Source organism: Mesorhizobium sp. (assembly GCF_004963255.1).
Taxonomy (GTDB): domain Bacteria; phylum Pseudomonadota; class Alphaproteobacteria; order Rhizobiales; family Rhizobiaceae; genus Mesorhizobium.
Genome location: NZ_SUGA01000012.1, coordinates 56401 through 80679, shown reverse-complemented (window position 1 = coordinate 80679; position 24279 = coordinate 56401). Strand labels below are relative to the sequence as shown.

Genomic DNA, 24279 nt, shown 5'->3' with positions numbered 1-24279 from the left:
TTGGAATATCGCATGACCGTTTCGGACCGAGATGTGCGCCAGGCCATCATCGACGCCTGTATCGAGATGAACGCACTCGGCATCAACCAGGGCACATCAGGCAACATCAGCTGCCGCCATGGCGAGGGCATGCTGATCTCGCCGACGAGCACGCCCTATGACACGCTGCAGCCGGAAGACATCGTCTTCATGGGTTGGGATGGCGAGGTCGACGGACGCCTGCCGCCGTCGAGCGAATGGCGCTTCCATCTCGACATCATGAAGGCGCGGCCCGAGGTCAACGCGGTCGTTCACGCGCATCCGACTTACTGCACGACGATCGCCATCATGGGCCGGAAGATACCGGCGATCCACTACATGGTCGCGGTCGCCGGCGGCAGCGACATACGCTGCGCGCCCTACGCCACCTTCGGCACGGCGGAGCTTTCGGCGCACGCGGTGGAGGCGCTGCGCGACCGCAAGGCCTGCCTGCTCGCCCAGCACGGCATGATCGCCGTCGGGTCGAGCCTCGCCCAGGCGATGTGGCTGGCCGTCGAGGTCGAGACGCTGGCGCGCCAGTATCACGGCGCCCTGCAGATCGGCGAGCCGCCGATCCTGTCCGACGAGGAGATCGAAAACGTCATCAAGCGCATGGCCAGCTACGGCCTGCGCGACAACGACGCCGCTGCCTGAGCGGAGGGCTCTGCCCGAAGCGACCAACAAGGGGCTGGAGCAGCAATTCAATGTTTCGCATATCCTCCGGGAAGGCCCGGAGCGATCAACAAGGGAGGAAATGAAATGAGGAATTCAATGAAAGGCCTCGTCAAGGCGCTCGCTCTGGGGTTGGCGGCGGCTTGCAGCCTGGCCGCCATCTCGGGCGCCAGCGCTGAGGAACTGTCGCTCAAAGGCAAGCGCATCGGCGTCTCCGCCATCGGCACCGACCACTATTGGGACCTGATGGCCTTCAAAGGCATCCAGGACCGTGTCAAGGAGCTCGGCGGCGAAGTCATCGCGCTCGACGCCGGCCGCAAGGACCAGCAGCAGATCGCGCAGCTGCAGACGCTGATCGCGCAGAAGCCCGATGCCATCATCGAGCAGCTCGGCAATCTCGAAGTGCTGAATCCGTGGCTGCAAAAGATCCGCGATGCCGGCATCCCGCTGTTCACGGTCGACACGGCCACCCCGCACGCCATCAACAACACCACCTCCAACAACTACAATATCGGCGCCGAGATCGCGCTGCAGATGGTCGCCGACATGGGCGGCAAGGGCAATGTGCTGGTGTTCAACGGCTTCTACAGCGTGCCGGTCTGCAAGATCCGCTACGACCAGCTGAAATATGTGCTGACCTCGTTCCCGGATGTGAAGATCGTCGAGCCCGAGCTGCGCGACGTCATCCCGAACACGGTGCAGAGCGCCTATTCCAACGTCACCGACATGCTGACCAAGTCGCCCGAGAAGGGTTCGATCGGCGCGGTCTGGGCCTGCTGGGACGTGCCGCAGATCGGCGCCACGCAGGCGGTCGAAGCCGCCGGCCGCAACGAGGTCAAGACCTACGGCATCGACGGCAGCCCGGAAGTCATCAAGATGGTGATGGACCCGAAGTCCTCGGCCGGCGCGGTCGCGGCGCAGCAGCCTTATGAGATCGGCAAAACCTCGGTCGACAACGCCGCCAAATATCTGGCCGGCCAGAAGGTGCCGCCGTTCACTTTCGTGCCTTCGGTGCTGATCAACAAGGAAAATGCCGCCGAAAAAGGAAAGCCGTTCCTCGACGCCGCCGAGAAGGCTGGCGTTAAATAGGACGGAACGAAACGTCGGGCAGCCGCGCCTCTGCGGCTGCCCGTCACATCCAACCAGGACAGATGGCCATGCAGACAGCAAAGCGTGACATTGCTGTATCGATGACAGGCATTTCGAAACGGTTCGGTCCGGTGCGCGCGTTGGAAAACGCGAACCTCGAGATCGCGCGCGGCTCGATCCTCGGCCTTGTCGGCCAGAACGGCGCCGGCAAGTCGACCATCATCAAGGTGCTGGCCGGCATCATCAAGCCGGACAGCGGCTCGATCCTCATCAACGGCGAGACCGTTACTTCGCTCACGCCGGCGTCGGTCGAAAAGCTCGGCGTGCACTTCATTCATCAGGACAGGCTGCTGGTGCCGACCGCGACTGTCGGTGAGGCCGTGTTCCTCGGCCATGAGATCGGCCTCGGCCCGTTCGTCAGCCGCCGAGCCATGGAGCGCAGGGCCGCCGACCTGCTGAAGCGCTTCTTCGGCATGGAGCTGCCGGCCGGAACGCTTGTGAAAGATCTCACCACGGCGCAGCAGAAGGTCGTGCAGATCACCCGCGCATTGGCGCAGAAGGCATCTGTGCTGGTGCTCGATGAGCCGACGGCGGCGCTCGTCAAGCGCGAGGTCGACAGCCTGTTCGACGTGCTGCGCCGGCTGCGCGACGACGGCATCGCCGTGGTCTTCATCTCCCACTACATGCAGGAGATCGAAAAGCTCTGCGACCGCGTCACGGTGATGCGCAACGGCACTGACGTCGGCACGGTCGACCCGCGCCAGACGCCGATCGACGAGATCATTGCGATGATGATAGCTCGCGATGTCGGCGAGATGTTCCCGAAGCGCTCGGTCACTTTAGGCGCGCCGGTGCTGGAGGTTTCCAACCTCCGTCTCGGCGGCAGCTTCGAGAATATCGGTTTCAACGTCCGCGCCGGCGAGATCGTCGGCCTCACGGGCCTGCTCGGCTCCGGCGCCAAGGAGATCGTGCAGTGCCTGTTCGGGCTTAAGACCGCCGATGGCGGCCAGGTCAAGGTCGAGGGCAGGGAGGTCGCGCTGTCGACGCCGGTCAAGGCGGTGCGCGACGGCATCGCCATGCTGCCGGAAGACCGCCGCGCCCATGGCGTGGCGCTCGGCCTTTCGGTGCGCGAGAACATTTCCCTGGCCAGCCTGCGCCGTTATTCCAAGAGCGGGTTGGTCAGCCGGAGCAGCGAGAACCAGGCGGTGGACGGCCTGATCAAGGAACTGTCGATCAAGACGCCGCATCGCGACGCGCTGGTGCGCGAGCTCTCCGGCGGCAACCAGCAGAAAGTGGCGATCGCCAAATGGCTGAGCTGCCAGTCGCGCGTCTATGTGCTGGACGAGCCGACGGTGGCCGTCGATGTCGGCGCCAAGGTCGAGATCTACAATCTCCTCAATCGTCTGGCGGGCGAGGGCGCGGCGATCCTGCTTCTGTCTTCCGACCTGCTCGAACTGGTCGGCGTCTGCGACCGCGTGCTGGTGGTCTATCGCGGCAGGCTTGCCGGCAGCTTCTCCGGTGCTGCGATGAACAGCGATGCGCTGCTGGCAGCTTCGTCCGGCGCGCGTTCGAGCATCGATGGAGTGGCTGCATGAGCGCGAGCGTTCTCCACTCGGAAGTCGGCGTGTCCGACGAAAAACAGGCCGCCGCCAAGAGCGCCGGCCGCCGCTTCGGCGCGCTCGTCGTGCGGCTTGGCGCGATCGCCGCCTTCGCCGCGATCATGGCCTATTTTGTCATCTTCGCGCCGGGCTTCACCTCGACCTTCAACCTGATCAATGTCGTCGAGCAGTCGGCGATCCTGGGCGTGCTCGCCTATGGCATGACTTCCGTCATCATCGGCGGCGGCTCCGATGTCACCGAAGGCGGCATCGATCTCTCCATCGCCGCCAATATGGGCCTGTGCGCCGCCGTGTATGCGACGCTGCTGTCGATGGGCTACGGAGACTTCCTCTCGGTGCTCGCGGCGATTGCCGTCGGCATAGCGGTCGGCGCGCTGAACGCCCTTGCCGTCGTCGGCCTCGGCATCCTGCCGCTGCTTGCGACGCTCGCCGTGCTCAACGTCGCAGCCGGCATGGAACTCACGCTCACCCAGAACACGGTCGTCGGCGCATCCTCCCCGCTGCTCGGCGTGCTGGTCTCCGGCAGCTTCCTCGGCATCTCCGCGCTTGCCTGGGCGCTGATCGTCTTCTCCGCCATCATGATCGTGATCGTTCACGGCACGTCGTTCGGGCTGAGGCTCTACGCGGCTGGCGGACACCCGGAAGCAGCGCGCGCGGCCGGCATCAGCGTGCCCTTCTACGTCTCCTTCACTTATGTGCTGAGCGGCTTCTGCGCGGCGGTGGCGAGCATCCTCACCGTCTCGCGCCTGTCGGCCAGCACGCCCGGCTCCGGCGAGTTGCTTCTGTCGGTGCTGGCGGCGGCGCTGCTCGGGACCGTCTTCTCGCGGCGCTTCGTGCCGACCATGGGCGGCACGCTGCTCAGCGTGTTGTTCATCGGCCTGCTCGCGAACGGCTTCCAGCTGCTCAACGTCTCCAGCTACTGGGTCAACGGCGTGCAGGGCGCGCTGATCCTGCTGGTGGTGGCCATCACATCCTTTGCCCGCGGTTCGGAGGGTTCGCGATGAGCGTCTCGGCCAACGACAACGCTGCCAAGGTCGGCCTGCGCAGCTTCCTCGCGAAGTACAGCGTGGTCATCGCCTTCGCGGCCATCGTGATCTTCTTCGCGATTGCGAGCCCGACCTTCCTGACGCCGGCCAACCTCTTCAACGTGCTGGTCAACAATGTCGTCATGCTGGCGATCGTGGCGCTGGGTCTCACCATCGTCATCTCCTCGGGCGGCATCGATCTCTCGGTCGGCGTCTCGGTCGACATGGCAAGCATGATCTTCGTCATGCTTCTCGCCGCCGGCTACAGCGGCGTGGTCGGCGTCGCGGGCGGGCTCGGCGCCGCGCTGATCGTCGGCGTGCTGAATGCGATCCTCATCACTAGGCTCAACATCAGTCCGTTCCTGGCGACGCTCGGCGTCCTCTTCATCGGCCAGAGCACGCAGCAGCTCGCCACCAGCGGCGGACAGCCGATCTATCTCACCAGCGGCTATGCTGCCGACCAGTTCAACGCCATCGCCCGCACCGCTCTGTTCGGCGCGCCGACCCCTGTGATCGTGCTGATCGTCCTTGTCGTCGCCGTTCATGTCCTGCTGCATCGCTCGGTCTTCGGCCGCTATGTCCAGGCGATGGGCGCGCAGCCGGGCGTGGCCTGGTATTCCGGCATCCGCGTGCCGCGCGAATTGTCGATGGTGCATGTTCTGTGCGCGCTGCTCGCCGGCGTCACCGGCATCCTGTTGTCGGCGACGGTGAAGTCCTACGTGCCGCTCTCCGGCAATGCTTTCCTGCTCGACGCTATCGGCGCAACCTTCATCGGCACGACGCTGAGCCGCGAGCGCAAGCCTTCGGTCATCGGCACGCTGCTCGGCGTGCTGCTGCTCGCCATCGTCAAGAACGGCCTGCTGCTGGTCGGCTGGAATTTCTACTGGCAGCAGGTCGGCATCGGCGTGCTGGTCTTCCTGGTACTCGCCGCAAGCTTCGGCCTGCGTCGCGCCGCCCATTGAGTTCGAAAGGTCAAGTCAGCCATGCCACAATTCGACGTCAGCTCGATCGGCTTCTACGTCCTCGACATCGTCGGACGGCCAGTCTCGCGCATCCCCGAAGGCGGCCGCGCCGACTATATCGAGGAGATTCGCATGACTGTCGCCGGCACCGCCGGCGCCACCGGCATGGACTGCGCCATCCTCGGCCTGAAGACGCGCGCCGTCACCACGCTCGGCACCGACGACATGGGCGACTGGTTCCTCGCAAAGCTGAAGAAATATGGCCTGGAGACCAGCCTCGTGCGCCGCGACGGCAGCGTCCAGACCTCGTCCACCATCCTGCCCGTGCGGCCGAACGGCGAGCGTCCAGCTCTGCATGTGCCGGGCACCGCCACCTTGTTCGAGGTCGCCGATGCCGATCTCGATGCGGCGCTCGATGCGACCGTCGTCCATGTCGGCGGCACCGGGCTCCTGAAGCGCTTCGATGGCGAACCGACCGTCAGGCTGTTGAAGCGCGCCAAGGAGCTTGGCCGCGTCACCACTTTCGATCTCATCCAGGCGACGCCGGAGACGTGGAAACTGGTCGAGCCGTGCCTTCCTTACATCGACTATTTCGTGCCCAGCATCGACGAAGCCGGCGAGATGGCGCATGACCGCGATCCGGCCCGCGTCGCCGCCTTCTTCAAGGCGAGGGGCGTGAAGAACTGCATTATCACGCTGGGCGCCGACGGCGTTTATGTCTCGCCCGAGCATGGCGAGGATTTCCATCTGCCGGCCTTCGAAGTCGAGGTCTTCGACACAACGGGCTGCGGCGATTCCTTCACGGCCGGCATCATCGTCGGCATCGTCAAGGGCTGGGACCTGAAACAGTCCGCGCGCTTTGCCAGCGCGGTTGCCGCCAAGGTGGCGATGGGGCTCGGCTCCGACGGCAAACTCGTTTCATTCGACGACACGGTCGCGGCGATGGACGCGCTTCCGGTCAAGACATCAAAGGTGGAAGCAGCATGACCATTCTCCCTGAGGCCAAGGGCAAGACGGCTCTCATCACCGGCGCCAGCCGCGGCATCGGCAGGGCGCTCGCGAAGGGGCTCGCCGAAGCGGGCTTCGATGTCGCCATCACCGATCTGCCCTCGCAGGCTGCCGAGCTCGACGTGACCAGGGGCGAGATCGAGGCGGCCGGCCGCAAGGCCTATGTCTATACGATGGATGTCAGCAAGAAGAAGGACATCGAAGCGACCGCGCAGGCATTGCTTGAAGCGGCGGGCAGCATCGATGTGCTGGTCAACAACGCCGGCATCCTCAAGCCCAGCCTGCTGCAGGATCTCGATGAAGCCAATTGGGACGCGCATTTCGACGTCAACGCCAAGGGCGTGCTGATGATGTGCCAGGCGGTGCTGCCGCATATGCGAGCCAGGAAGTCGGGCAGGGTGATCAACATCGCCTCGATCGCCGGCCGCCAGGGCGTGCCGACGCAGGGCCATTACGCCGCGACCAAGGCGGTGGTGATCACGCTCACCCGCGTGCTGGCGCAGGAGGTCGGCATGGACGGCGTCACCGTCAACGCGATCTGCCCCGGCATCATCCTGACCGAGATGGGCAAGAACAATCTGGGAAGCGAAGCCGCGATCCGCCACTGGGAAGAGGTCGCGGCGCTGAAGCGCCTCGGCGCGCCCGAGGATATCATCGGACCGGTGCTGTTCTTCGCCTCGGACCTGTCGGCCTTCGTCACCGGCCAGGCGCTCAACGTCGACGGCGGCATCTACTACCACTGAGGCTCGCAGCGGGCCTGCGCTATAGCCGTGGTCCCGCGACCATCCGGGCGACGCGCGCCATGTCGGCGCTCATCTCGCGGTCGTCGTCGAGCGGGGCGACGAGCGCCCGCACGGCTTCGTAGCTGCGCCGCGGGCCTTCGCCCATCGAGTCCAGCACGCCGCGCAGCTCCACGCCCGTGGCCGCGAAGATCAATTCCATCGCCACCAGATAGCGCAGGCGCTCGATGATCCCCGCGGTCTTCGCCACCACGCGTGGCGCCATCGACGACTGGTCCTCGACGCCGTCCGAGATGGCCAAGGGGCTAAGCGACATCGGATTGGCGAGGTGCCGGATCTCCGCTTCGAGCGCGGCGACCGGCTTCTGCAGTTCCGCATAGCCCTGGCGGCTGCCGCCCCTGGCCGACAGGAAGCGCGGCAGTTCCGCCACCGTCGGTGACATCAGCTTCATCGAGCGGTTGGCGGTGCCGACCGCGCAATGCGCCAGCGCCTGGCCGAGATTTTCCCAAGTCAGCGTGAAGGCAGTGAGGTCGAAATTGCCGTTGGAGATTACGCGCTCGGCCTCGGGCCGGATGACCGGATTGTCGCCGGAGTGGCTGAGCTCGATCTCGGTCGCCAGTTTCGCCTGCTCATAGGCATGGAGCAGGCCGCCCCATACTTGCGGCACGCAGCGGAAGCTGAGCGGATCCTGCAGGCGCCGCGCGGCGTTGTCTTGCCACAGCCCGCTGCCTGAAAGCTCGGCCCGCAGCCTTGCGCCGATCTCGATTTGGCCGAAAGCCGGTCGCGCCGCAAGCGCATCCTCCTCGATGGCCTTGAGCGACGCCCGGAACGCCTCGTAGTTGAGCGCGACAGCCGCCAGCGACCAGTCGATCAGGCAGGCGATCTCCTCAAGCGCGAGGCACGCGGTCCCAGTCGAAAGGCTGTTGGCGACGATGATGGCGTGGCCGTCCTTTTCGCGCAGGTCGAGCGGCTCGAGCCCGGCCAGCTTCAACGCCTCGGCCGACGGCATGATCCTGCCCTGATACTCGCTCTCGCCGTCGCCGCGCAACGCCCGCGCCAGATGGCCGAGCGGCGCGAGATCCGCGGCGCCCACCGAACCCCAGCTTGGAATGACCGGATGGACGCCGGCATTGAGCGCGGCGAGCAGGCCGAGCACCACGCCTTCCGAGGTGCCGGTGCCGCCCGCCGCCATGCCGCAGATGCGCGCGACCATCAGCGCCCGCACCGCCTCGGTCGGCAGCGATGGGCCGGCGCCCATCGAGTGGCTGAGCGGCACGCTGTGCTGGAAGGCGATCAGGTCGGCTTGCGCCAGCGGCGTGTCGACACAGGCGCCGAGCCCGGTGGTGACGCCGTAGAGCGGCTTGCCGAGCTGGGTCAAATGCTCGATCAGGGCGCGGCTTGCGCGGATGCGGCGCATGGCTTCCTCGCCGAGCATAAGCCGGGCGTTGCGCCGCGCGATCTCGGCTACATCTTCCGTGCTGAGCGGCTTGGCGTCGAGGACGATCACTCTGGCTGTCATCGGGCTATTCCTTGGGCCTCCGGGAATCGCGGCCGAACGAATGCAGGATAGCCGGCATAGGCGCCGGCCATTGTCGAAAATCCGCCGTCGCGATTGCCGTTATCTTTCTTGAGCTGGCTGTACGGTGCGAGAAATGCCCCATACGGGAACTTTTGCGCCGCCAGCGATTTTGGATATGCTGCGAATCCAAACTGCCGAAAGGTTGCCGTCGATGATGAAGTACCTGGCCCTCTCTGCTCTCGTGCTGGTCACGGCCGCCAGCATGTCCGCCTCGGCGGTCGCGGGCGAATGGCATCATCATCGCTACCATCGTCATCAGCCGCCGGTCGAGCATGAGCGCTACGTTCCAGCCAGCGACGATATCCTCTACCAGCTGTTCGGCGGTCCGCGCTATTACGACCAGCAGCTGTTCACCGCCGCGGCAGGCCCTTGTTCCTACGACCGCGTCGGACCGGATGCGAATGCGATAAACAAGATCAACGACCACCATTGCGGGAAGTAGCCTTCGGCCGGTCCCGATGGGTGCACACACTCTCGCGAAAGATTGTATACAATACCGAAGAAAGATGTTGACAATCTTTCGCAGCCGGTTTCCCTTAACACCATCCGCGCAGCCTATGAGCAAAACACAAAGCGCGATAACCAAGGGGAACTACCAATATGATCAACCGTCGCTCGACTCTGAAATCCATGGCGCTCGGCGCCGTCTCGACCCTGGCCATTGCCGCTCTCGGCATTTCGTACGCGCAGGCTGAAAACAAGGAACTGAAAATCGGCTTTGTCGGTGTCACCAGCGGCCCGGCCGCCGCCTGGGGAACCTCGAACGTGCGCTCGATGCAGACGCGCGCCGCCTGGCTCAACGAGACCGGCGGCGTCAAGATCGGCAACGACACCTACAACATCAACATCGTCACCTTCGACGATCAGAAGGACCCCAAGCGCGCCATCGCCGGCATGGAGAAAATGGCGCAGGAAGGCATCCACTATGTCGTCGGCCCGAATGTCGATGACGGCGCCGCCGCGGTGCGCCCGGTCGCCGAGGCCAACGGCATCATCTATTTCCCCTACGCCTTCCCCAAGGCGCTCTACCAGAAGCCCGCCTCCAACGCCGTGCTGGGCATGATCGCCAACTACCAGTCCGGCCCGGCAATCTATAAATATCTTAAGGAAAACAAGGGCGTGAAGAAGATCGCCTTTGTTGCGGCCAATGAATCCGACCCGCTCAGCCAGCGCGACTCCGGTGTCGAGGCGGCAAAGGCTCTCGGCCTGGAAGTCGTCGCCCAGAACGACACCTACCAGAACGACACGCGCGACTTCACCCCGGTGCTGACACCGATCGTTGCCTTGAAGCCCGACCTGCTCGTCCTGTCGGGCGTAGCACCCGCCAACGCGCCGCTGCTCATCCGCGCCGCCCGCGAGCTCGGCTATGAAGGCCTGATCTCGACGGAAACCGCGCAGGACGCCAAGGTGCTGGAAGAGGGCGCCGGCGAATATGCCAACGGCTTCATCTCCGTCGGCGGCGCCTCCACGCCGGAGATCGCATCGGACGAGATGAAGGAATTCGTCACCCGCTACACCAAGATGTTCGGCGAATACAACGACGAGTCCAACACCAAGGTCTACGCGCTGGAATACATCCTCGACACGCTGAAGGCCAATCCGGCGGCCATCAACGATGTCGCCGAATTCAAGAAGACCATGGACAGCTTCTCGGCGCCCAATCCCTTCCTGAAGGGCGACGCGAAGCTCAGCTATGTCGGCGCGACGTCCTTCGGCCAGAAGCGCCAGCTCTCGGTGCCGATGGTGGTCAACGAATACAAGGACGGCGCTTTCCAGACCCTGTTCGTCGGCTCCGTCGACTAGCATTACCTTCGAGCGTATTTCCTCAAGCTTGCCGCGGGGTCCGGTCGATAGGCCGGACCCGGCGGAAGATCGAAGGTATCCATGGAACAGGTCATCGCCAACGGACTGTATCTCGGTGCCCAATACGCGCTGATCGCGCTGGGGCTGACCCTGATCTTCGCCCTGATGAACGTGCTCAATTTCGCCCACGGCCAGATGTACGTGTTGGGCGGATTCATCACCTACACCGTCTACGGCCAACTCGGCCTGCCTTTCGTGGTGGCGCTGCTCGCCTCGGGCGTGACGCTCGCCATCATCGGCGCGCTGATGGAGAAATTCCTCTTCCGCACCGTCATCCGGCGCAGCCATCGCGAGGAAAGCACCATGCTGCTCGCCGCCGCGACGGCCTTCTTCTTCGATGCCGTCATCCTGCTTCTGTTCGGCGAAAAGCAGCGCGGCGTTCCCAAGATCGTCAAGGGCGTCTTCAACGACGTTGGCATCATCATGCCATACGACCGCATCGTCGTCGGCGCGCTGGCGATCGTCTTCATCGCCGCCTTCGTCCTCTACATGCAGTACAGCCGGGTCGGCCGCGCCATGCGGGCGCTCGCCCAGGACCGCGTCGCCGCCCAACTGATGGGCGTCCGCGTCGACCGCTATTCGATGATCGGCTTCGCCATGGGCGCCATGCTGGCGGGCGTCGTCGGCGGGCTGCTGGTCACCATCACTGGCGTCAATTCAGGTATCGGCGGGCCGATCTCGATCAAGGCCTTCCTGATGGTGATGATCGGCGGAGCCGGCGTCGTCGGCGGCGCGATCGCCGGCGGCTTCATCCTCGGCATGATGGAGTCGGTCGGCCTCACCGTGCTGCGCGAATATGGCGACGTAACCTATCTCGTCATCTTCGCCGCCCTGATGGTGTTCCTGTCGATCCGCCCCAACGGGCTGATGGGCAAGCCCTGGGGTTGATCGCGCCATGACCCTCAATCGCAACCTGAAGATCGCCGCGGTCGTCGCCTTCCTCGCGATCGTCTTTATCGCCGTGCCGGCCGCGATCTCGTCGAGCGGCCGCTTCGACCTCTATTACACGCTGACCTCGGTGGCACTGCTCAGCATCGCCAGCGCCGGCGTCTGGCTCACCTTCTACATCGGCCGCATCAACATCGGCCAGGGCGCCTATGCGCTGACGGGCGGCTACGTCTGCGCCATACTGGTGATGAACCATGGCTGGTCGTTCTGGCTGACGCTGCCGGTCGCCGGCCTGTTCTGCGCCGCCGCCAGCGTGCTGATCGGCCTGCCGATCCTGCGTCTGCGCGGCGTCTATTTCGCCATGGTCACGCTGGTGCTGACCGAGGTGGCGCGGCTGCTCGCGCTGGCCTTGCCGATCACCAACGGCGCCAAGGGCATCGTCAGCATTCCGCTGCCCGGTGCGCTGTCGGTCTTCGGCATCACGCTGATCCCGGATTTCGCCACCCTGCAGAATTCGCGGCTCGCCTTCTATCTGCTGGCGGTCACGCTGATGGTTGTCTGCTTCGCCATCATGTACCGGCTGGTCAACTCGCGCATCGGCAAGCTGTGCCAGTCGCTGCAGCAGAACGAGGAGCTCGCCTCCTCGATCGGCGTCAACATCGCCTATCTGCGCGTCATCGCCTATGCCGTCTCGTCCTTCTTCGGCGGTGTTTCCGGCGCCATCTTCGCCGCCATCTCGCAGTCGATCTATCCGTCGAGCTTCACCGTCACCGATTCCGTCAACTTCATGCTGAACTGCTTCCTCGGCGGCCTCGGCTATGTGTTCGGTCCGATGCTCGGCACGCTGGTGCTCTATTTCGGCTGGGACCTTCTGTTCCAGACCGGCCAGTTCCAGCTGCTCATCTATTCCGGCCTGATGATCGTCCTGATGCTGGTGCTGCCCAACGGCCTGCTCAGCCTTGCCGAAACGACCCGGAAGAAGGGTTGAGCCATGGCCGAAATGCTCGAGGTCTCCGGCATCACCAAACGCTTCGGCGGTCTGGTCGCGGTCAACAACGTCTCCTTTTCGGTGCGCGAGAAGGAGATCCTGTCGGTGATCGGTCCGAACGGCGCCGGCAAGTCGACTTTGTTCAAGCTGATCTCGTCCTTCCTCAGGCCGACAACCGGCGAGGTGCGCCTGAAGGGCGAACGCATCTCCGGCCTCGCGCCGCACATCGCCGCCCGCAGGGGCGTGGTACGCACCTTCCAGGAAACCACCATCTTCAAGAACATGAGCGTGCGCGACAACGTCATCATCGCGCACCATCTGCGCTCCAAGGCGAGCCTGTTCGGCTTCTTCCTAGGCACGGGCACGGCGAAGGCGGACGAGGCGGCCTTCGGGCAATCGGCCGATGAGATTCTGGCGCTGCTCGGCCTCTCCTCGCTCGCTTATGAGATTGCCCGCAACCTGCCGCATGGCCATTTGCGCGCGCTGGGCATCGCCATCGGTCTCGCCACCAATCCTTCCATCCTGCTGCTCGACGAACCCTTCGCCGGCATGAACCATGACGGGACCATGGGCATGGTCGAGATGGTGCGGCGTCTGCGCGAGCGCGGCCTGACCATCCTTCTCGTCGAGCACGACATGCCGGCCGTGATGAAGATCTCCGACCGCCTCGTCGTGCTCAATTTCGGGCAGAAGATCGCCGAGGGAACGCCGGCGGAGATCCAGGCCAACGACAAGGTGATCGAAGCCTATCTCGGCAGCGAAGACGAGGCGATCGGCCTATGAACCAGATCCTGAACTTCGCCAATGTCGAGCTCTATTACGATCACGTCTACGCGCTGAAGGGCGTCTCGCTCGAGGTCAACGAGGGCGAGACCGTCGCCCTGATCGGCGCCAACGGCGCCGGCAAGTCGTCGATCCTTCGCGCCATCACCGGACTGCGCAAGATCAGGTCCGGCGAGATCCATTACGGCGGCAAGCGCATCGACGGCGCCGGCCCGGACGAGATCGTCAAGATGGGGATCGCCATGGTGCCGGAAGGGCGTCGCGTCTTCCCCTACATGTCGGTCAGGGACAACCTCCTGATGGGCGCCTTCACGCGAACCAGCAAATCCGAGATCGCCGCATCCATGGAGATGGTGCTGGGCCGCTTTCCGCGGCTGAAGGAGCGCTTCTCGCAGGCCGCCGGCACGATGAGCGGTGGCGAGCAGCAGATGCTGGTCATCGGGCGCGCGCTGATGGCGAAGCCGAAGCTGTTGCTGCTCGACGAGCCGTCGCTCGGCGTCGCGCCAAAGCTCGTCCAGGACATCGCCCGCTCGATCGTCGCCATCAACCGCGACGAGAAAGTCAGCGTGCTTCTGGTCGAGCAGAATTCGCGCATGGCGCTGCGCATCTCGCAGCGCGCCTATGCGCTGACCACCGGCAGTGTCGCGCTGAGCGGCAATTCCGCCGAACTGCTGACCGACGACCGGGTCAAGCGTCTTTACCTCGGCGGCGAGATCTGAGGCTGATTGGAATGCGCATACTCGTCATCAACCCCAACACGACAGCGTCGATGACCGCCAAGATCGGCGAGGCGGCGGCAAGCGTCGCCTCCGGCGCGACAGAGATCGTCGCCGTCAATCCGGCCGACGGCCCGCCCAGCATCGAGGGTTACTTCGACGAGGTCTTCGCCATTCCGGGCATCATCGCCGAGATGGGCAAGGCACAGGCCGACGCCTATGTCATCGCCTGCTTCGACGATACCGGCCTCGATGCCGCGCGCTGCGCGACGGAGGCTCCCGTCATCGGCATCGGCGAGGCGGCGTTCCATATGGCGAGCCTTGTCGCCGGCAAATTCAGTGTCGTCACCACGCTTGCCCGCTCGGTGCCGGCGATCGAGCACAATCTGGCCAAATACGGCCTCGCTTCGCGCTGCGCCAAGGTGCGCTCGTCGGATGTCGCCGTGCTCGAGCTCGAACGTCCCGGCTCGAATGCGAGACATCGGATATCGCAGGAGATCGCGTGCGCTATCAGCGAAGACAGGGCTGAGGCGATCGTGCTCGGCTGCGCCGGCATGGCCGACCTTGCGCACAGCCTGTCCGAGGAGCACGGCGTTCCGGTTCTCGACGGCGTCGTCTGCGCTGTCACGCTGGCCGAGAGCCTGTTCAGAGTCGGCCTGAAGACATCGAAGATCGGCGGCTATGCCGCGCCACGCGGCAAGCGGTTCGCCGGCATGTTCGCGCCGCTGTCGCCGGCCGGCTGAGACGCGCCGTTTAAGGCCGGCTGCGCGGGATTGACCACCGCGCAAGCCATATTAGATTGAACCGACCTCTACCAATGGAGGCAAATCAGGCGGGCTGCGCCTGCGCGTTGAAGAGCATGTTGACGGTACTCAGGGAAGAAGATCGCGATGATAAGCCGGCGGCGCGCTGGTCGCCGATCTATTACGGGCTGAGGGACGCCATCGTCAGCCACCGTCTCGCGCCGGGCACCAAGCTGCCGGAAGACGAGTTGGCCTCGATCTATTCGGTGAGCCGCACCGTTGTTCGAGCCGCCTTGCAGGCACTCGCGCATGACCGGCTGGCGCGGCTCGAGCCCAATCGCGGCGCCTTTGTTGCCCAGCCCTCGAAGATCGAGGCGCGCGAGGTGTTCGAGGCGCGGGCGTTGATCGAGCCAAAGGTGGCGGCGCTTGCCGCCAAGGCGGCGGTGCCGTCGGACATCGTGCAATTGCGCCACCATCTCGAAAAAGAGCACGAGGCGCTGCATGACGGCCGCGACAGCGACGCCATCATGCTGTCGGCGCGCTTCCATGTCGGCATCGCCGAGATCGCCGCGCATTCGGTGTTCACCAATTTCGTGCGCGACCTTGTCTCGCACTCCTCGCTGATCATCGCGCTCTACTGGAAGCGCCGCGACGCGACCTGCGAGAAGCACGCCCATCACGCGCTGGTCGACGCCATCGAGGCCGGTGACAGCGCCGACGCCGCCGCCCTGATGAACAGTCATCTGGTCGACCTGCTCTCCGGTCTCGACCTCAGCGACAAGGTGGAAAAATCCGATAGCCTGGCGGATCTGTTGCAGACGGCGGTCCAGCCGGGTCGCTGAACCGCCGGAGGACTGGCTAGTGCGTTTCACCGTTTCACGGAAACGGTGAAACGCGCTAGCTCTTGTTTTTACGCAATTCCGGACGGAAAACCGCTCACACTTTTCCTGGAATTGCTCTAGGCCGCGGCGGCCCGCGAATAATCCATCCGCTCCAGGTCGGCGATAAGGCCGGGCCCGGTCGGCTGCCAGCCGAGATGAGCACGCGTCCATTCGCTCGACGCCGGCATGTCGAGGCCGGCGAAGATGGAAAGCCATCCGAAATGGTCGGCCGCTTCTTCCTGCGAAAGCGAGACCACCGGCACGTTGAGGCCGGCGCCGATCACTTCCGCGATCTCTCGCATGGGGATGCCTTCCTCGGCGACGGCGTTGTAGCGCACGCCGGCTTCCTGCTTGTCCAGCGCCAGGCGATAGAGCTTGGCGACGTCGAGCACATGCGCCGCCGACCACCGGTTGCGCCCCTCGCCGAGATAGGCCGAGACGCCCTTGGCGCGCGTCTGCGCGATCAGCGGGGTGATCAGGCCCTGCTTCACCGTGTCATGCACCTGCGGCAGCCGCACCACCGATACTTTGACGCCCTTCTCGGCCATTGCCGCGCCGGTGAGTTCCGACAGGATGCGCGGATTGGGATGGTCGGTGTTGAAGACGTCTTCCCTCGCCGGCTGACCGTGCTCGGCGGACCCCATGCCGACGCCCGATGTGATGATGAGCAGCCGGTCCGAGCCGGCGAGCGCCCCACCCAGCGCCTCGATGACGCGCTTGTCCTTCTCGCAATTGGCGACGAAATTCGAGAAATTGTGGTCGAAGGCGGTGTGGATCACCGCATCCGATTTCGCCGCGCCATCGCGCAGGCTGTCGAGGTCTTCGATGTCGCCGCGATGCGGCTCGGCGCCTGCGGCGACAAGCGACCGCGCGCCGGCTTCGGAGCGGGTCAGGCCTAGCACCTGATGGCCGGCGGCAAGAAGTTCGGGCACGATCCGGGAACCGATGAAGCCGGTCGCGCCGGTCAAGAATACACGCATGGGAGGTCTCCTGTGGTTGTTGGGAGGCCTTATTTGCGCTATAACTCATTCTGTTAAAGTAGTGACTTTATCATGGTATAATAATCAACAGGATCGCAATGCCCCAAGGGACCGCCAACAAGGAGACGACCAACAAGCTTGGCACCTTTCTTCGCGACCGCCGCATGCGACTTGATCCCGTAGCGTTTGGTTTCGCCACGGGGCGACGCCGCACCCAGGGGCTGCGCCGCGAAGAGGTGGCGCAGCGCGCCAATATCTCTCCGACCTGGTACACCTGGCTGGAGCAGGGGCGGGGCGGCGCGCCGTCCGCCGATGTGCTGAACCGCATCGCCACCGGCCTGATGTTGACCGAGCCCGAACGCGAGCACCTGTTCATGCTGGGGCTCGGCCGGCCGCCGGAAGTCCGTTACAGGAACGTCGACAGCGTCACGCCGCGCCTGCAGCGCGTCCTCGACGCCCTGGACCCCAGCCCGGCGATCATCAAGACCGCGACCTGGGATGTGGTGGCCTGGAACCGCGCCGCCGCGGCGATGCTGACCGACTATTCCAAGCTGCCGCGCGAGCAGCGCAACATCCTGCGCCTGATGTTCGGCAACACGCGCGTGCGCGACGCGCAGGATGATTGGCAGAGCGTCGCGCGTTTCGTGGTCGGGTCCTTCAGGGCGGATGCCACCAGGGCCGGCGCAGGAGCGGAAATCACCCAGCTCGTCGAAGAGCTTTGCCGGATCAGTCCGGAATTCGAGGCGCTATGGCGCGACAATGACGTCGTCCCCCCGCATGGCGAAGGCCTGAAGCGTCTGCGGCATCCCGAGATCGGACTGATCGAGCTGGAGTTCTCGGTCTTTGCGGTTGACGGCCGGCCAGAGCTCGGCATGATCGTCTACAACCCCGCGACGCCTGCTGACGCCGAGCGCATTCAATCGCTGATCGCGTCTCGCGCCGCAAAGTGATAGCCACCATCAAACAGACACAAAGGCAAACCGGTTAGGGTAATATCCGCTGTCCGACTCCTTCGTGGAAGATGTCTATGACCTTGAATGAGCCCAGTTGGTCGTCCTCCGAAAAGAAAGTTGCCCGTGCTGCCTATGACAAAGCTCTTGAGAGGGCTCTGGCCAGCATCATGGCCGAATTCAAAAGACGGGCGAACGCCGCGTCCACGGCCTCCGAATTTGGGAGGTTGAGGACTATCTGAAGGAGCAACGTCGAGATTTGGACCGGACGTTCGACTATCGCTATTCGCAGCTGACGATGATTTTCGCAATTCTCATCCGGCAAGGATATCTGGACGAGAATTTGCTCTCGGGTCTGACTGAAGAAAAACGCAATGAGATCCGCAGAATGCTAGCATAAGGGTTTCCGAGGCGGTCACCTTCGCACCGCCGCGCGCCTTAGCGCCTGCGGCGGTTGGCCAAAGCTCCTCATGAAAGCGCGGCGCATGCGCCCGGCGTCACCGAAGCCACTGTCCTCGGCGATGCGGTCGAGCGGCGCATTGCTGGTCTCGACCGCCACGCGCGCGGTTTCGAGGCGCAGCCGCTCCACCGCCTTGGCCGGTGTCGTGCCGGTCTCCGCAGTGAAGGCGCGAGCGAAGTTCCTCGGGCTCATCGCGGCCTGATCGGCGAGGCGCTCGACGGTCAGCGTCTCGGCGAGTCTGTCGCGCATCCATTCGATCAGTTCGACGAAACGACCCGAGCGTCCGCCGAATTCCACGAGGCCCGAAAATTGCGATTGACCGCCTGGACGGCGCTGGTGGACCACGAGCTGCTGCGCGGTGCGACGCGCGATCGCGGGGCCGAGATCGTCCTCGATCAGCGCCAGCGCCAGGTCGATGCCGGCAGAGATCCCGGCCGACGTCCACACGCTGCCGTCCTGGATGAAGATGCGCTCCGCGTCGAGCTTCACCTTCGGATAGCGGCGGGCGAAATCGTCGGTGCTCCACCAATGCGTGGTGGCGGACCGCCCGTCGAGCAGGCCTGCCTCCGCCAGCATGCGCCGGTGCACACGCTTGCCGTCCGGCGCAGCTTTGCACGCCGTAGCCAGGCGACGATCTCCTGTGCCGCGGCCATCGAGCGGATGATCTCACCGCCGGAAATGATGGCCGTGTCGAGCGGCTCGGCGTCGGACAGGGGCCGGGCCGCCAGCCGCATGCCGGATGAGCTCTCGATCTCGCCGCCGCCCGGCGCCAGCATACTGAGCCTGTAGCTGCCGGGCTGATAGTGCTCGGCCAGTTCGAAGGCTGCTGCGGGGCCGGCCACGTCCAGCAATTGGAAGCCTGGATGGATGATGATGCCAATCATGCGCATGGCAGCTTTTGCCCGATATATGTCATTTCGGCCAAAACCTATCGGAGCTAGCCTGCCGGTCAAGCGTTTGGAAGGATTTAGCCATGAGCCTGCGTATCGTGTTGTGGAGCGCCCTGGGCGTCCTCCTGATTTTCGTTACGGCCGGTGCCGCCTGGCTGCTGTCACTGCCCTCGGCATCGCTGGCCGCGGCGCAGCCGGCAATCGACGCCAAGGAGGCCGACGCCACGCTCGCGGCGTTGAAGCCGAAGCGCCAGCGCCCACTGATCGCGATCATCGGCGTCAACGATGGCACCGAGACCACCGACTATCTGATGCCTTACGGCATCCTGCGCCGCGCCGACATCGCCGATGTCGTCGCGCTGGCGACGCATCCGGGACCTGTGCAACTGCACCCGGCCTTGCGCGTCGAGCCGGATGCCACGACGGCGGTGTTCGATGCTCAGCATCCGGAAGGCGCCGACTACGTCGTCGTTCCCGCCATGATGCGCGACGACGATCCGGACATGCTGAAATGGATCAGGGCCCAGTCGGCCAAGGGCGCCATGGTGATCGGCATCTGCGTCGGCGCAACGGTGGTCGGCGCCAGCGGATTGCTCGACGGCAAGCGCGCGACGACACACTGGTATTCGCTGAGCGAGCTGCGCCAGAAACATCCGTCGGTCCGCTATGTCGCCGACCGCCGCTACGTCGTCGACCGGAATGTCGCGACCACGACCGGCATCACCGCGTCGATGCCGATGATGCTGACCCTGATCGAGGCGATTGCCGGCCGCGACAAGGCCAAGGCCGTCGCCCGCGATCTCGGCCTCGTCCATTGGGACGCGCGCCACGACAGCGGCGCCTTCAGATTCACGCGGCCTTTCGCGCTGACGGCGATCGGCAACACGCTCGCCTTCTTCAATCATGAGCAGCTCGGCATTCCGCTGACGCCGGGCATGGACGAGGTATCGCTGGCGCTGGCGGCCGACGCCTGGTCGCGGACCTTTCGCTCCCGCGCCGTCACCTTTGCCGCCAAGGATGGCGCTGTCGTCAGCCGCGCCGGCATCCGCATCCTGCCCGATCAGGTTGCGAGCGATTGGCCGGTAGATCGGAAGGTTTCAGCCATGTCGGATACGCCGCCGGCAAAAGCGCTGGACCGGACGCTCGAGGATATCACGGCGCGCTACGGAGCGCGCACCACCGATTTCGTCGCCATGCAACTCGAATATCCGCGGACACAGCCGGCCCAGTAAACCGTCGGATTTGAAGCATCAGCTTTGCCGCTGCCTGCCCGATCGCTTCGCGGGAGCCTCGGCTCCACCCGGCTGCCTTATGTGGTCGATGAAAGCGCGCAGCTTCGGCAGCACCTGGTGTCGTTCCGGGTAATAGAGAAAAACGCCCGGTGTGGTCACCGCGAAGCGGCCGAGCAGCGCCTGCAGGCGCCCGTCGGCGATCGGCGCTTCGGCGATTGGGCTCGGCACCTGCGCCAGCCCCACACCCTGGATCGCCGCGCCGAGCAACGACGGATAGTCATGCGCGATCAGCGGTCCGGAGACGATCGCCTCGACAGCCTTGTTGCCGTCGACGAAGGACCATGGCGCGACCGAGCCGTTCGAGCGACGCAGGCGCAGGCAGGCATGGTCGCGCAGATCCTCGATGCGCTCCGGCGCCGCGCGCCGGCGCAGATAATCGGGACTGCCGACGACCACCATCGGGAAGGAGGGCGTCAGCCGGACCGCGACCATGTCGGGCGCGATCAGATCGCCCATGCGGATGCCGGCATCGAATCCTTCGGCGGCGAGATCGGCCAGTTCGCCGCTGGCGACAATTTCCAGCTCGATCTCGGGATAGGTCTGGCAGAAGGAGGCGATCATCGGCTCCAGCAGCACCGGCACCACCGCTGGCGGTACCGAAAGACGCAACAGCCCGACCGGCCGCTCGCCCATCCCGCGGGCGATCTCGCTCGCGGCGATCAGCTCCTCGAAGGCCGGCCGGGCGCGCGCGAAAAACCGTTCGCCGGCTTCGGTGAGACCGACGCTGCGTGTCGTGCGGATGAAAAGGGCGGCGCCGATGCGCCCCTCCAGCGTGCGTATCGCCTGGCTGATCGCTGACGGGGTGACGGCGAGCTCTGCCGCTGCCTTGCGGAAATTGCGATGTTTCGCAACACTCAAGAAGGCTTCGACGCCGTCGAGCGCGCCATGCCTGACTGTGAAGTTCTGCTTCATGACCCATCGACATTATCGCGGATAGTTGCCGGCAGAAAGCGGTCGTATCTCTTGCTGACCTGGAAGCCTGAAGGGAAGTGGCAATGACCGACGAACTCGATCGCGTGCGCGATCACTACCGCGCGACCGGCCTGACCGATCGATTGAAGACCGCGCTGGCGGTCTTTGGACCGGAGGAACAGCGGTTGAAGCCCGAGCAATTGGCGTCGCTAGACCAGTTCCACACCCGCGGGCTCGCCGCGACGGCCGAGCTCGCCAATCTGGCGGTCATCACCGCCGACATGTCGGTGCTCGACGTCGGGTCGGGCGTCGGCGGTCCCGCCCGCTTCCTGGCGGCGACCCATGGCTGTGAGGTGACCGGCGTCGATCTCAGCGAGCCCTTCGTCGAAGCCGCGCGCTATCTGACCGCGCGGACCGGGCAGGACGGCAAGGTGTCGTTCAAAACCGGCAGTGCGCTGGAGCTGCCCTTCGAGGATGGCCGCTTCGACGCCGTGCTTCTGCAGCATGTGGCGATGAACATCGCCGATCGGCCGCTACTCTACCGCGAGATCAAGCGCGTGCTGAAACCGGGCGGAAAATTCGCCACCTTCGACGTCGTGCTGAATGGCGGCGATCCGCTCTATCCGGTTCCGTGGGCGAAGACGCCGGGCGAAAGCTTCCTGCTGACCGCCGAAGCGACTTGCGAGGCGGTTGAAGCCGCCGGCTTCGGCACGCTGGTCCGCCGCGACGACACGGCCATAGCCAAGGCCTGGTTCGCCGAACTCCGCGCCTCCGGTCCGACGTCGCTCAATCTCGGCGTCGTCATGGGGAAGGGTTTCGCCGAACTCACCACCAATCTCGGGCGCAATCTCATGGAAGAGCGGCTGGGCATTCTGACAGCAGTGTTCGAAGCCGTTCCCACCAAGGCTTTATAGGAGGTGCGGATGTCACCGGCGATGATCCTGAACATCCAACTTGGGCTCGGCTACGTGCCATGGCTGCTTTGCTTCGCCGCCTATATCTGGCCGAGACTGAGGTCGATGGAACCGATAGAAGCGCAGCGCGTCATCGCAACGTTGCACAGCTTTCGCTTCTTCGGGCTCGTCTTCCTGATCCCAGGCGTTGTCGGCCCCGACCTTGCTCCTGGCTTCGCAAGCTTCGCCGCCTATGGCGACTTCGCGACCGGGCTCATCGCCATGCTGGCGCTGCTCGCGGTGGCGAGGCCCGCGATCTTCTGGCCCCTCGTCGTCGCCTTCAATGTCGTGGGCGTGATCGACCTTGTCGGCGATTACTATCATGGCGTCATGCTCGACCTTCCCAGCCATGCCGGCCAGTTGGGCGCGACCTACGCGATCCCGGTCATCTACGTGCCGCTGCTGATGATCACGCATGTCGCGGCCTTATATCTGCTGGCGCGTTCCAGGCGCCATCAGCCGGCGACGGCCTAATACATGGGCGTCGCCATATGTTTCGGCGCCGGCCATTCGCTGGTGATCTCCGGCTGCACCGGACGCTCGAGATAGGTCGACAGCACGACATAGCTGCGCGTCGAGGTGACGCCGGGCGTGTCGTAGAGACGGGCGAGCAGGCCTTCGAGCGCCCGCGTGTCCTCGGTGCGCACCTTGAGCAGCATGCAGGTGTCGCCGGCAACCGTGTGGATCTCCTCGACCTCCGGATATTTGGAGACCGCCATCAGCTCCGGCGTCTTGCCCCAGCCTCTGGTGTCGATATGCACGAAGGCGAGCAGCGGCTTCTTCACCGCCCTTGGATCGATGATCGCCGAGGTGGTGCGGATGGCGCCGCTGCGCTTCAGCCGCTTGACCCGCTCATGCGCCGCTGGCGGCGACAGGCCGACGCGCTCGCCCAGATCGGCGTAGCTGATGGTCGCGTCCTCGACGAGAACGCCTAATATTTTTCGGTCGATCGGGTCGATGTCACGGGCCGGTTGCTTGTTCCGCTGAATGTCATCTGTTTCTGCGTCCATATGGAAATTATCCGTTGCTGCGGAATTTAATTCGGCCATTATGATGATATGTCGAATAGCAATCAATCAGCTTTTATGACTGACGCGCCGCGCGCGCCCATTCCCGCCACCGCCTATCTGCTGACCGGCTGCATCGCCGTCATCGGCTCCAATTCGCTGGTTCTGGGTCCGATCGCGCCGGCCGTCGCGGCGTCGTTCGGCGCCAGCGTGCCGGCGGTGATGACAGCCGCCGCCGCCTTCGGCCTCGGCACCTCGGCCAGCGCGCTCTTTCTTGCCCGCTACATCGACCGCATCGGCGCGCGGCGCATGCTGCAGGGCGCCTTGCTGCTGCTGGCGCTGGCACTCGTCGCCAGCGCGCTCGCGCCGACGGTGACGACCCTGGTCGCCGCCCAACTCGTTGCCGGCATTGCCGCCGGCATCGCCATGCCGGCGATCTACGCCAGCTCGGCCGCGATCGCGCCGCCCGGCCGCGAGAGCGGCACCATCGGTGTCGTGCTGACCGGCTGGACGCTCTCGATGGTCGCCGGCGTCTCGCTGTCCGCGGTGCTCGCCGATCTCATCCATTGGCGGGCTGTCTTCGCGGCCGTGGCGTTGCTTGCGGCAGCGGTCGTCGCCGGCCTGGCGATGAGCTCTCTGCACGACACCAGGAAAAGCGGTCCCGCGCCGTCGCCGCTCGGCGCGCTCGCCGTTCCCGGCATCCTGCCGTTGCTCATTGCCTGCGGCGCCTTCATGACCGCCTTCTATGGCGTCTATGGCTATCTCGGCGATCATTTCCATGAAGCCCTCGGCGAGCCGGTAAGCGCCAATGGCCTTGCGGCGGTCGCCTATGGCCTGGGCTTCGGCGCGGCCGCCTTGCTGGATGGCGTCATCGATCGGCTCGGCGCCCGCCGTGTCATGCCCTTCGCCTATCTGCTGGTCGCCGCCGTCTATGTCGCGATCGCCCTGGCGAGTGGCGGCTTCGGCCCGTTGATCGCGACGATCGCCGTCTGGGGCTTGACCAACCATTTCGGGCTGAACGTGCTGGTCATGCGCCTCACCGCGCTCGACCCGTCGCGGCGCGGCACCATCATGGGACTGAACAGCGCGGTCACCTATCTCGCCGTCACCGTCGGCACGGCAGGCTTCGGCCCGCTCTACACGAGCCTCGGCTTCGCCAACTGCGCCCTGGTCGCCGCTGGATTGATGCTGGTGGCGGCGGGCGCGGCGGCATGGCGGTCGTCCACCCGGCAATAGGCTTGCATCTGCGTTCACACCTTCG

25 protein-coding genes and 1 pseudogene are annotated in these 24279 nt (G+C 64.9%); 21 read left to right on the top strand and 5 right to left on the bottom strand.

The genetic code is table 11. The features are described from left to right. The first annotated feature begins 12 nt into the window (after window positions 1-12). From E5X34_RS15445 to E5X34_RS15415, 7 genes are all read left to right on the top strand, one after another. Window positions 13-672, top strand: coding sequence for an L-fuculose-phosphate aldolase (locus tag E5X34_RS15445; RefSeq protein ID WP_292566171.1), 660 nt, complete (start codon window positions 13-15; stop codon window positions 670-672). A 117-nt stretch (window positions 673-789) separates the two neighbouring features. After that, window positions 790-1779, top strand: a complete 990-nt coding sequence (locus tag E5X34_RS15440; RefSeq protein ID WP_292566168.1) for a sugar ABC transporter substrate-binding protein — start codon at window positions 790-792, stop codon at window positions 1777-1779. A gap of 68 nt (window positions 1780-1847) precedes the next feature. Continuing rightward, window positions 1848-3374, top strand: coding sequence for a sugar ABC transporter ATP-binding protein (locus E5X34_RS15435; protein ID WP_292566165.1), 1527 nt, complete (start codon window positions 1848-1850; stop codon window positions 3372-3374). Continuing rightward, entirely contained in the window at window positions 3371-4402 is a 1032-nt protein-coding gene (locus E5X34_RS15430; protein WP_292566162.1) for an ABC transporter permease, read from the top strand. The genes E5X34_RS15435 and E5X34_RS15430 overlap by 4 nt, the downstream gene beginning before the upstream one ends. After that, window positions 4399-5385: an ABC transporter permease gene (locus tag E5X34_RS15425; RefSeq protein ID WP_292566160.1), complete on the top strand. Its 987-nt coding sequence runs from the start codon at window positions 4399-4401 to the stop codon at window positions 5383-5385. The genes E5X34_RS15430 and E5X34_RS15425 overlap by 4 nt, the downstream gene beginning before the upstream one ends. Window positions 5386-5406: 21 nt before the next feature. Beyond that, complete coding sequence (locus tag E5X34_RS15420) at window positions 5407-6372, top strand: carbohydrate kinase family protein (protein WP_292566158.1); 966 nt, start codon at window positions 5407-5409, stop codon at window positions 6370-6372. Beyond that, entirely contained in the window at window positions 6369-7136 is a 768-nt protein-coding gene (locus E5X34_RS15415; protein ID WP_292566155.1) for an SDR family NAD(P)-dependent oxidoreductase, read from the top strand. The genes E5X34_RS15420 and E5X34_RS15415 overlap by 4 nt, the downstream gene beginning before the upstream one ends. 19 nt (window positions 7137-7155) lie before the next feature. Here the strand turns inward: E5X34_RS15415 and hutH are convergent, their stop codons facing one another. Continuing rightward, window positions 7156-8652, bottom strand: coding sequence for a histidine ammonia-lyase (gene hutH / locus E5X34_RS15410; protein WP_292566152.1), 1497 nt, complete (start codon window positions 8650-8652; stop codon window positions 7156-7158). Between the two features lie 211 nt (window positions 8653-8863). On the opposite strand from hutH, the gene E5X34_RS15405 reads away from it, so the two are divergent. From E5X34_RS15405 to E5X34_RS15370, 8 genes are all read left to right on the top strand, one after another. Continuing rightward, complete coding sequence (locus E5X34_RS15405) at window positions 8864-9154, top strand: hypothetical protein (RefSeq protein ID WP_292566149.1); 291 nt, start codon at window positions 8864-8866, stop codon at window positions 9152-9154. 158 nt (window positions 9155-9312) lie between these two features. Further along, window positions 9313-10515 (top strand): ABC transporter substrate-binding protein, encoded by a 1203-nt coding sequence (locus E5X34_RS15400; protein WP_292566147.1) that lies wholly within the window; start codon window positions 9313-9315, stop codon window positions 10513-10515. Between the two features lie 81 nt (window positions 10516-10596). After that, window positions 10597-11463 carry a branched-chain amino acid ABC transporter permease gene (locus tag E5X34_RS15395; RefSeq protein ID WP_112126056.1) on the top strand — a complete coding sequence of 289 codons (867 nt, stop codon included), beginning with the start codon at window positions 10597-10599 and terminating at the stop codon, window positions 11461-11463. Window positions 11464-11470: 7 nt separating this feature from the next. Further along, window positions 11471-12451 (top strand): branched-chain amino acid ABC transporter permease, encoded by a 981-nt coding sequence (locus E5X34_RS15390; protein WP_292566144.1) that lies wholly within the window; start codon window positions 11471-11473, stop codon window positions 12449-12451. 3 nt (window positions 12452-12454) lie between these two features. Next, window positions 12455-13234: an ABC transporter ATP-binding protein gene (locus E5X34_RS15385; protein WP_292566141.1), complete on the top strand. Its 780-nt coding sequence runs from the start codon at window positions 12455-12457 to the stop codon at window positions 13232-13234. Then, complete coding sequence (locus E5X34_RS15380) at window positions 13231-13953, top strand: ABC transporter ATP-binding protein (RefSeq protein WP_292566138.1); 723 nt, start codon at window positions 13231-13233, stop codon at window positions 13951-13953. The genes E5X34_RS15385 and E5X34_RS15380 overlap by 4 nt, the downstream gene beginning before the upstream one ends. Before the next feature lie 11 nt (window positions 13954-13964). Beyond that, window positions 13965-14693 (top strand): aspartate/glutamate racemase family protein, encoded by a 729-nt coding sequence (locus E5X34_RS15375; protein ID WP_292566135.1) that lies wholly within the window; start codon window positions 13965-13967, stop codon window positions 14691-14693. 116 nt (window positions 14694-14809) lie between these two features. Then, on the top strand, window positions 14810-15535 hold the full coding sequence (locus E5X34_RS15370) for a GntR family transcriptional regulator (protein ID WP_292566132.1): 726 nt from the start codon (window positions 14810-14812) through the stop codon (window positions 15533-15535). 116 nt (window positions 15536-15651) lie between these two features. Here E5X34_RS15370 and E5X34_RS15365 read toward each other — a convergent pair whose 3' ends face one another. Next, window positions 15652-16554 (bottom strand): SDR family oxidoreductase, encoded by a 903-nt coding sequence (locus tag E5X34_RS15365; protein ID WP_292566129.1) that lies wholly within the window; start codon window positions 16552-16554, stop codon window positions 15652-15654. A gap of 98 nt (window positions 16555-16652) precedes the next feature. Here E5X34_RS15365 and E5X34_RS15360 point away from each other — a divergent pair, with 98 nt between their 5' ends. Next, on the top strand, window positions 16653-17504 hold the full coding sequence (locus E5X34_RS15360; protein WP_292566126.1) for a helix-turn-helix transcriptional regulator: 852 nt from the start codon (window positions 16653-16655) through the stop codon (window positions 17502-17504). A 259-nt stretch (window positions 17505-17763) separates the two neighbouring features. Then, complete coding sequence (locus E5X34_RS15355; protein ID WP_292566123.1) at window positions 17764-17904, top strand: hypothetical protein; 141 nt, start codon at window positions 17764-17766, stop codon at window positions 17902-17904. Between the two features lie 15 nt (window positions 17905-17919). Here the strand turns inward: E5X34_RS15355 and E5X34_RS15350 are convergent. Then, window positions 17920-18848: pseudogene (locus E5X34_RS15350) on the bottom strand (GlxA family transcriptional regulator). An 89-nt stretch (window positions 18849-18937) separates the two neighbouring features. Between E5X34_RS15350 and E5X34_RS15345 the strand changes: the two are divergent. Further along, window positions 18938-20086, top strand: coding sequence for a DJ-1/PfpI family protein (locus E5X34_RS15345; protein ID WP_292566120.1), 1149 nt, complete (start codon window positions 18938-18940; stop codon window positions 20084-20086). An 18-nt stretch (window positions 20087-20104) separates the two neighbouring features. Here E5X34_RS15345 and E5X34_RS15340 read toward each other — a convergent pair whose 3' ends face one another. Beyond that, window positions 20105-21058: a LysR family transcriptional regulator gene (locus E5X34_RS15340; RefSeq protein ID WP_292566117.1), complete on the bottom strand. Its 954-nt coding sequence runs from the start codon at window positions 21056-21058 to the stop codon at window positions 20105-20107. 83 nt (window positions 21059-21141) lie between these two features. On the opposite strand from E5X34_RS15340, the gene E5X34_RS15335 reads away from it, so the two are divergent. Beyond that, window positions 21142-21972, top strand: a complete 831-nt coding sequence (locus tag E5X34_RS15335; protein WP_292566114.1) for a class I SAM-dependent methyltransferase — start codon at window positions 21142-21144, stop codon at window positions 21970-21972. Window positions 21973-21981: 9 nt separating this feature from the next. After that, the gene (locus E5X34_RS15330) at window positions 21982-22485 is read left to right on the top strand and encodes a hypothetical protein (protein WP_292566111.1); all 504 of its coding nucleotides are present in this window, start codon (window positions 21982-21984) and stop codon (window positions 22483-22485) included. On the opposite strand, the gene E5X34_RS15325 is transcribed toward E5X34_RS15330, so the two are convergent. Continuing rightward, a complete protein-coding gene (locus E5X34_RS15325; protein WP_292566108.1) occupies window positions 22482-23021 on the bottom strand; it encodes an Lrp/AsnC family transcriptional regulator in 540 nt (179 codons plus the stop codon). The two genes, E5X34_RS15330 and E5X34_RS15325, sit on opposite strands and share 4 nt — an antisense overlap. A 48-nt stretch (window positions 23022-23069) precedes the next feature. Between E5X34_RS15325 and E5X34_RS15320 the strand changes: the two genes are divergently transcribed. Then, complete coding sequence (locus E5X34_RS15320) at window positions 23070-24254, top strand: MFS transporter (protein WP_292566105.1); 1185 nt, start codon at window positions 23070-23072, stop codon at window positions 24252-24254. The last annotated feature ends 25 nt before the right edge of the window (window positions 24255-24279 follow it).

Excerpts from the sequence above, each read along its gene's own strand:
- E5X34_RS15445 (WP_292566171.1), top strand. The coding sequence starts at position 13 with ATGACCGTTTCGGACCGAGATGTGCGCCAGGCCATCATCGACGCCTGT.
- E5X34_RS15440 (WP_292566168.1), top strand. The coding sequence starts at position 790 with ATGAAAGGCCTCGTCAAGGCGCTCGCTCTGGGGTTGGCGGCGGCTTGC.
- E5X34_RS15435 (WP_292566165.1), top strand. The coding sequence starts at position 1,848 with ATGCAGACAGCAAAGCGTGACATTGCTGTATCGATGACAGGCATTTCG.
- E5X34_RS15430 (WP_292566162.1), top strand. The coding sequence starts at position 3,371 with ATGAGCGCGAGCGTTCTCCACTCGGAAGTCGGCGTGTCCGACGAAAAA.
- E5X34_RS15425 (WP_292566160.1), top strand. The coding sequence starts at position 4,399 with ATGAGCGTCTCGGCCAACGACAACGCTGCCAAGGTCGGCCTGCGCAGC.
- E5X34_RS15420 (WP_292566158.1), top strand. The coding sequence starts at position 5,407 with ATGCCACAATTCGACGTCAGCTCGATCGGCTTCTACGTCCTCGACATC.
- E5X34_RS15415 (WP_292566155.1), top strand. The coding sequence starts at position 6,369 with ATGACCATTCTCCCTGAGGCCAAGGGCAAGACGGCTCTCATCACCGGC.
- hutH (WP_292566152.1), bottom strand. The coding sequence starts at position 8,652 with ATGACAGCCAGAGTGATCGTCCTCGACGCCAAGCCGCTCAGCACGGAA.
- E5X34_RS15405 (WP_292566149.1), top strand. The coding sequence starts at position 8,864 with ATGATGAAGTACCTGGCCCTCTCTGCTCTCGTGCTGGTCACGGCCGCC.
- E5X34_RS15400 (WP_292566147.1), top strand. The coding sequence starts at position 9,313 with ATGATCAACCGTCGCTCGACTCTGAAATCCATGGCGCTCGGCGCCGTC.
- E5X34_RS15395 (WP_112126056.1), top strand. The coding sequence starts at position 10,597 with ATGGAACAGGTCATCGCCAACGGACTGTATCTCGGTGCCCAATACGCG.
- E5X34_RS15390 (WP_292566144.1), top strand. The coding sequence starts at position 11,471 with ATGACCCTCAATCGCAACCTGAAGATCGCCGCGGTCGTCGCCTTCCTC.
- E5X34_RS15385 (WP_292566141.1), top strand. The coding sequence starts at position 12,455 with ATGGCCGAAATGCTCGAGGTCTCCGGCATCACCAAACGCTTCGGCGGT.
- E5X34_RS15380 (WP_292566138.1), top strand. The coding sequence starts at position 13,231 with ATGAACCAGATCCTGAACTTCGCCAATGTCGAGCTCTATTACGATCAC.
- E5X34_RS15375 (WP_292566135.1), top strand. The coding sequence starts at position 13,965 with ATGCGCATACTCGTCATCAACCCCAACACGACAGCGTCGATGACCGCC.
- E5X34_RS15370 (WP_292566132.1), top strand. The coding sequence starts at position 14,810 with ATGTTGACGGTACTCAGGGAAGAAGATCGCGATGATAAGCCGGCGGCG.
- E5X34_RS15365 (WP_292566129.1), bottom strand. The coding sequence starts at position 16,554 with ATGCGTGTATTCTTGACCGGCGCGACCGGCTTCATCGGTTCCCGGATC.
- E5X34_RS15360 (WP_292566126.1), top strand. The coding sequence starts at position 16,653 with ATGCCCCAAGGGACCGCCAACAAGGAGACGACCAACAAGCTTGGCACC.
- E5X34_RS15345 (WP_292566120.1), top strand. The coding sequence starts at position 18,938 with ATGAGCCTGCGTATCGTGTTGTGGAGCGCCCTGGGCGTCCTCCTGATT.
- E5X34_RS15340 (WP_292566117.1), bottom strand. The coding sequence starts at position 21,058 with ATGAAGCAGAACTTCACAGTCAGGCATGGCGCGCTCGACGGCGTCGAA.
- E5X34_RS15335 (WP_292566114.1), top strand. The coding sequence starts at position 21,142 with ATGACCGACGAACTCGATCGCGTGCGCGATCACTACCGCGCGACCGGC.
- E5X34_RS15330 (WP_292566111.1), top strand. The coding sequence starts at position 21,982 with ATGTCACCGGCGATGATCCTGAACATCCAACTTGGGCTCGGCTACGTG.
- E5X34_RS15325 (WP_292566108.1), bottom strand. The coding sequence starts at position 23,021 with ATGGACGCAGAAACAGATGACATTCAGCGGAACAAGCAACCGGCCCGT.
- E5X34_RS15320 (WP_292566105.1), top strand. The coding sequence starts at position 23,070 with ATGTCGAATAGCAATCAATCAGCTTTTATGACTGACGCGCCGCGCGCG.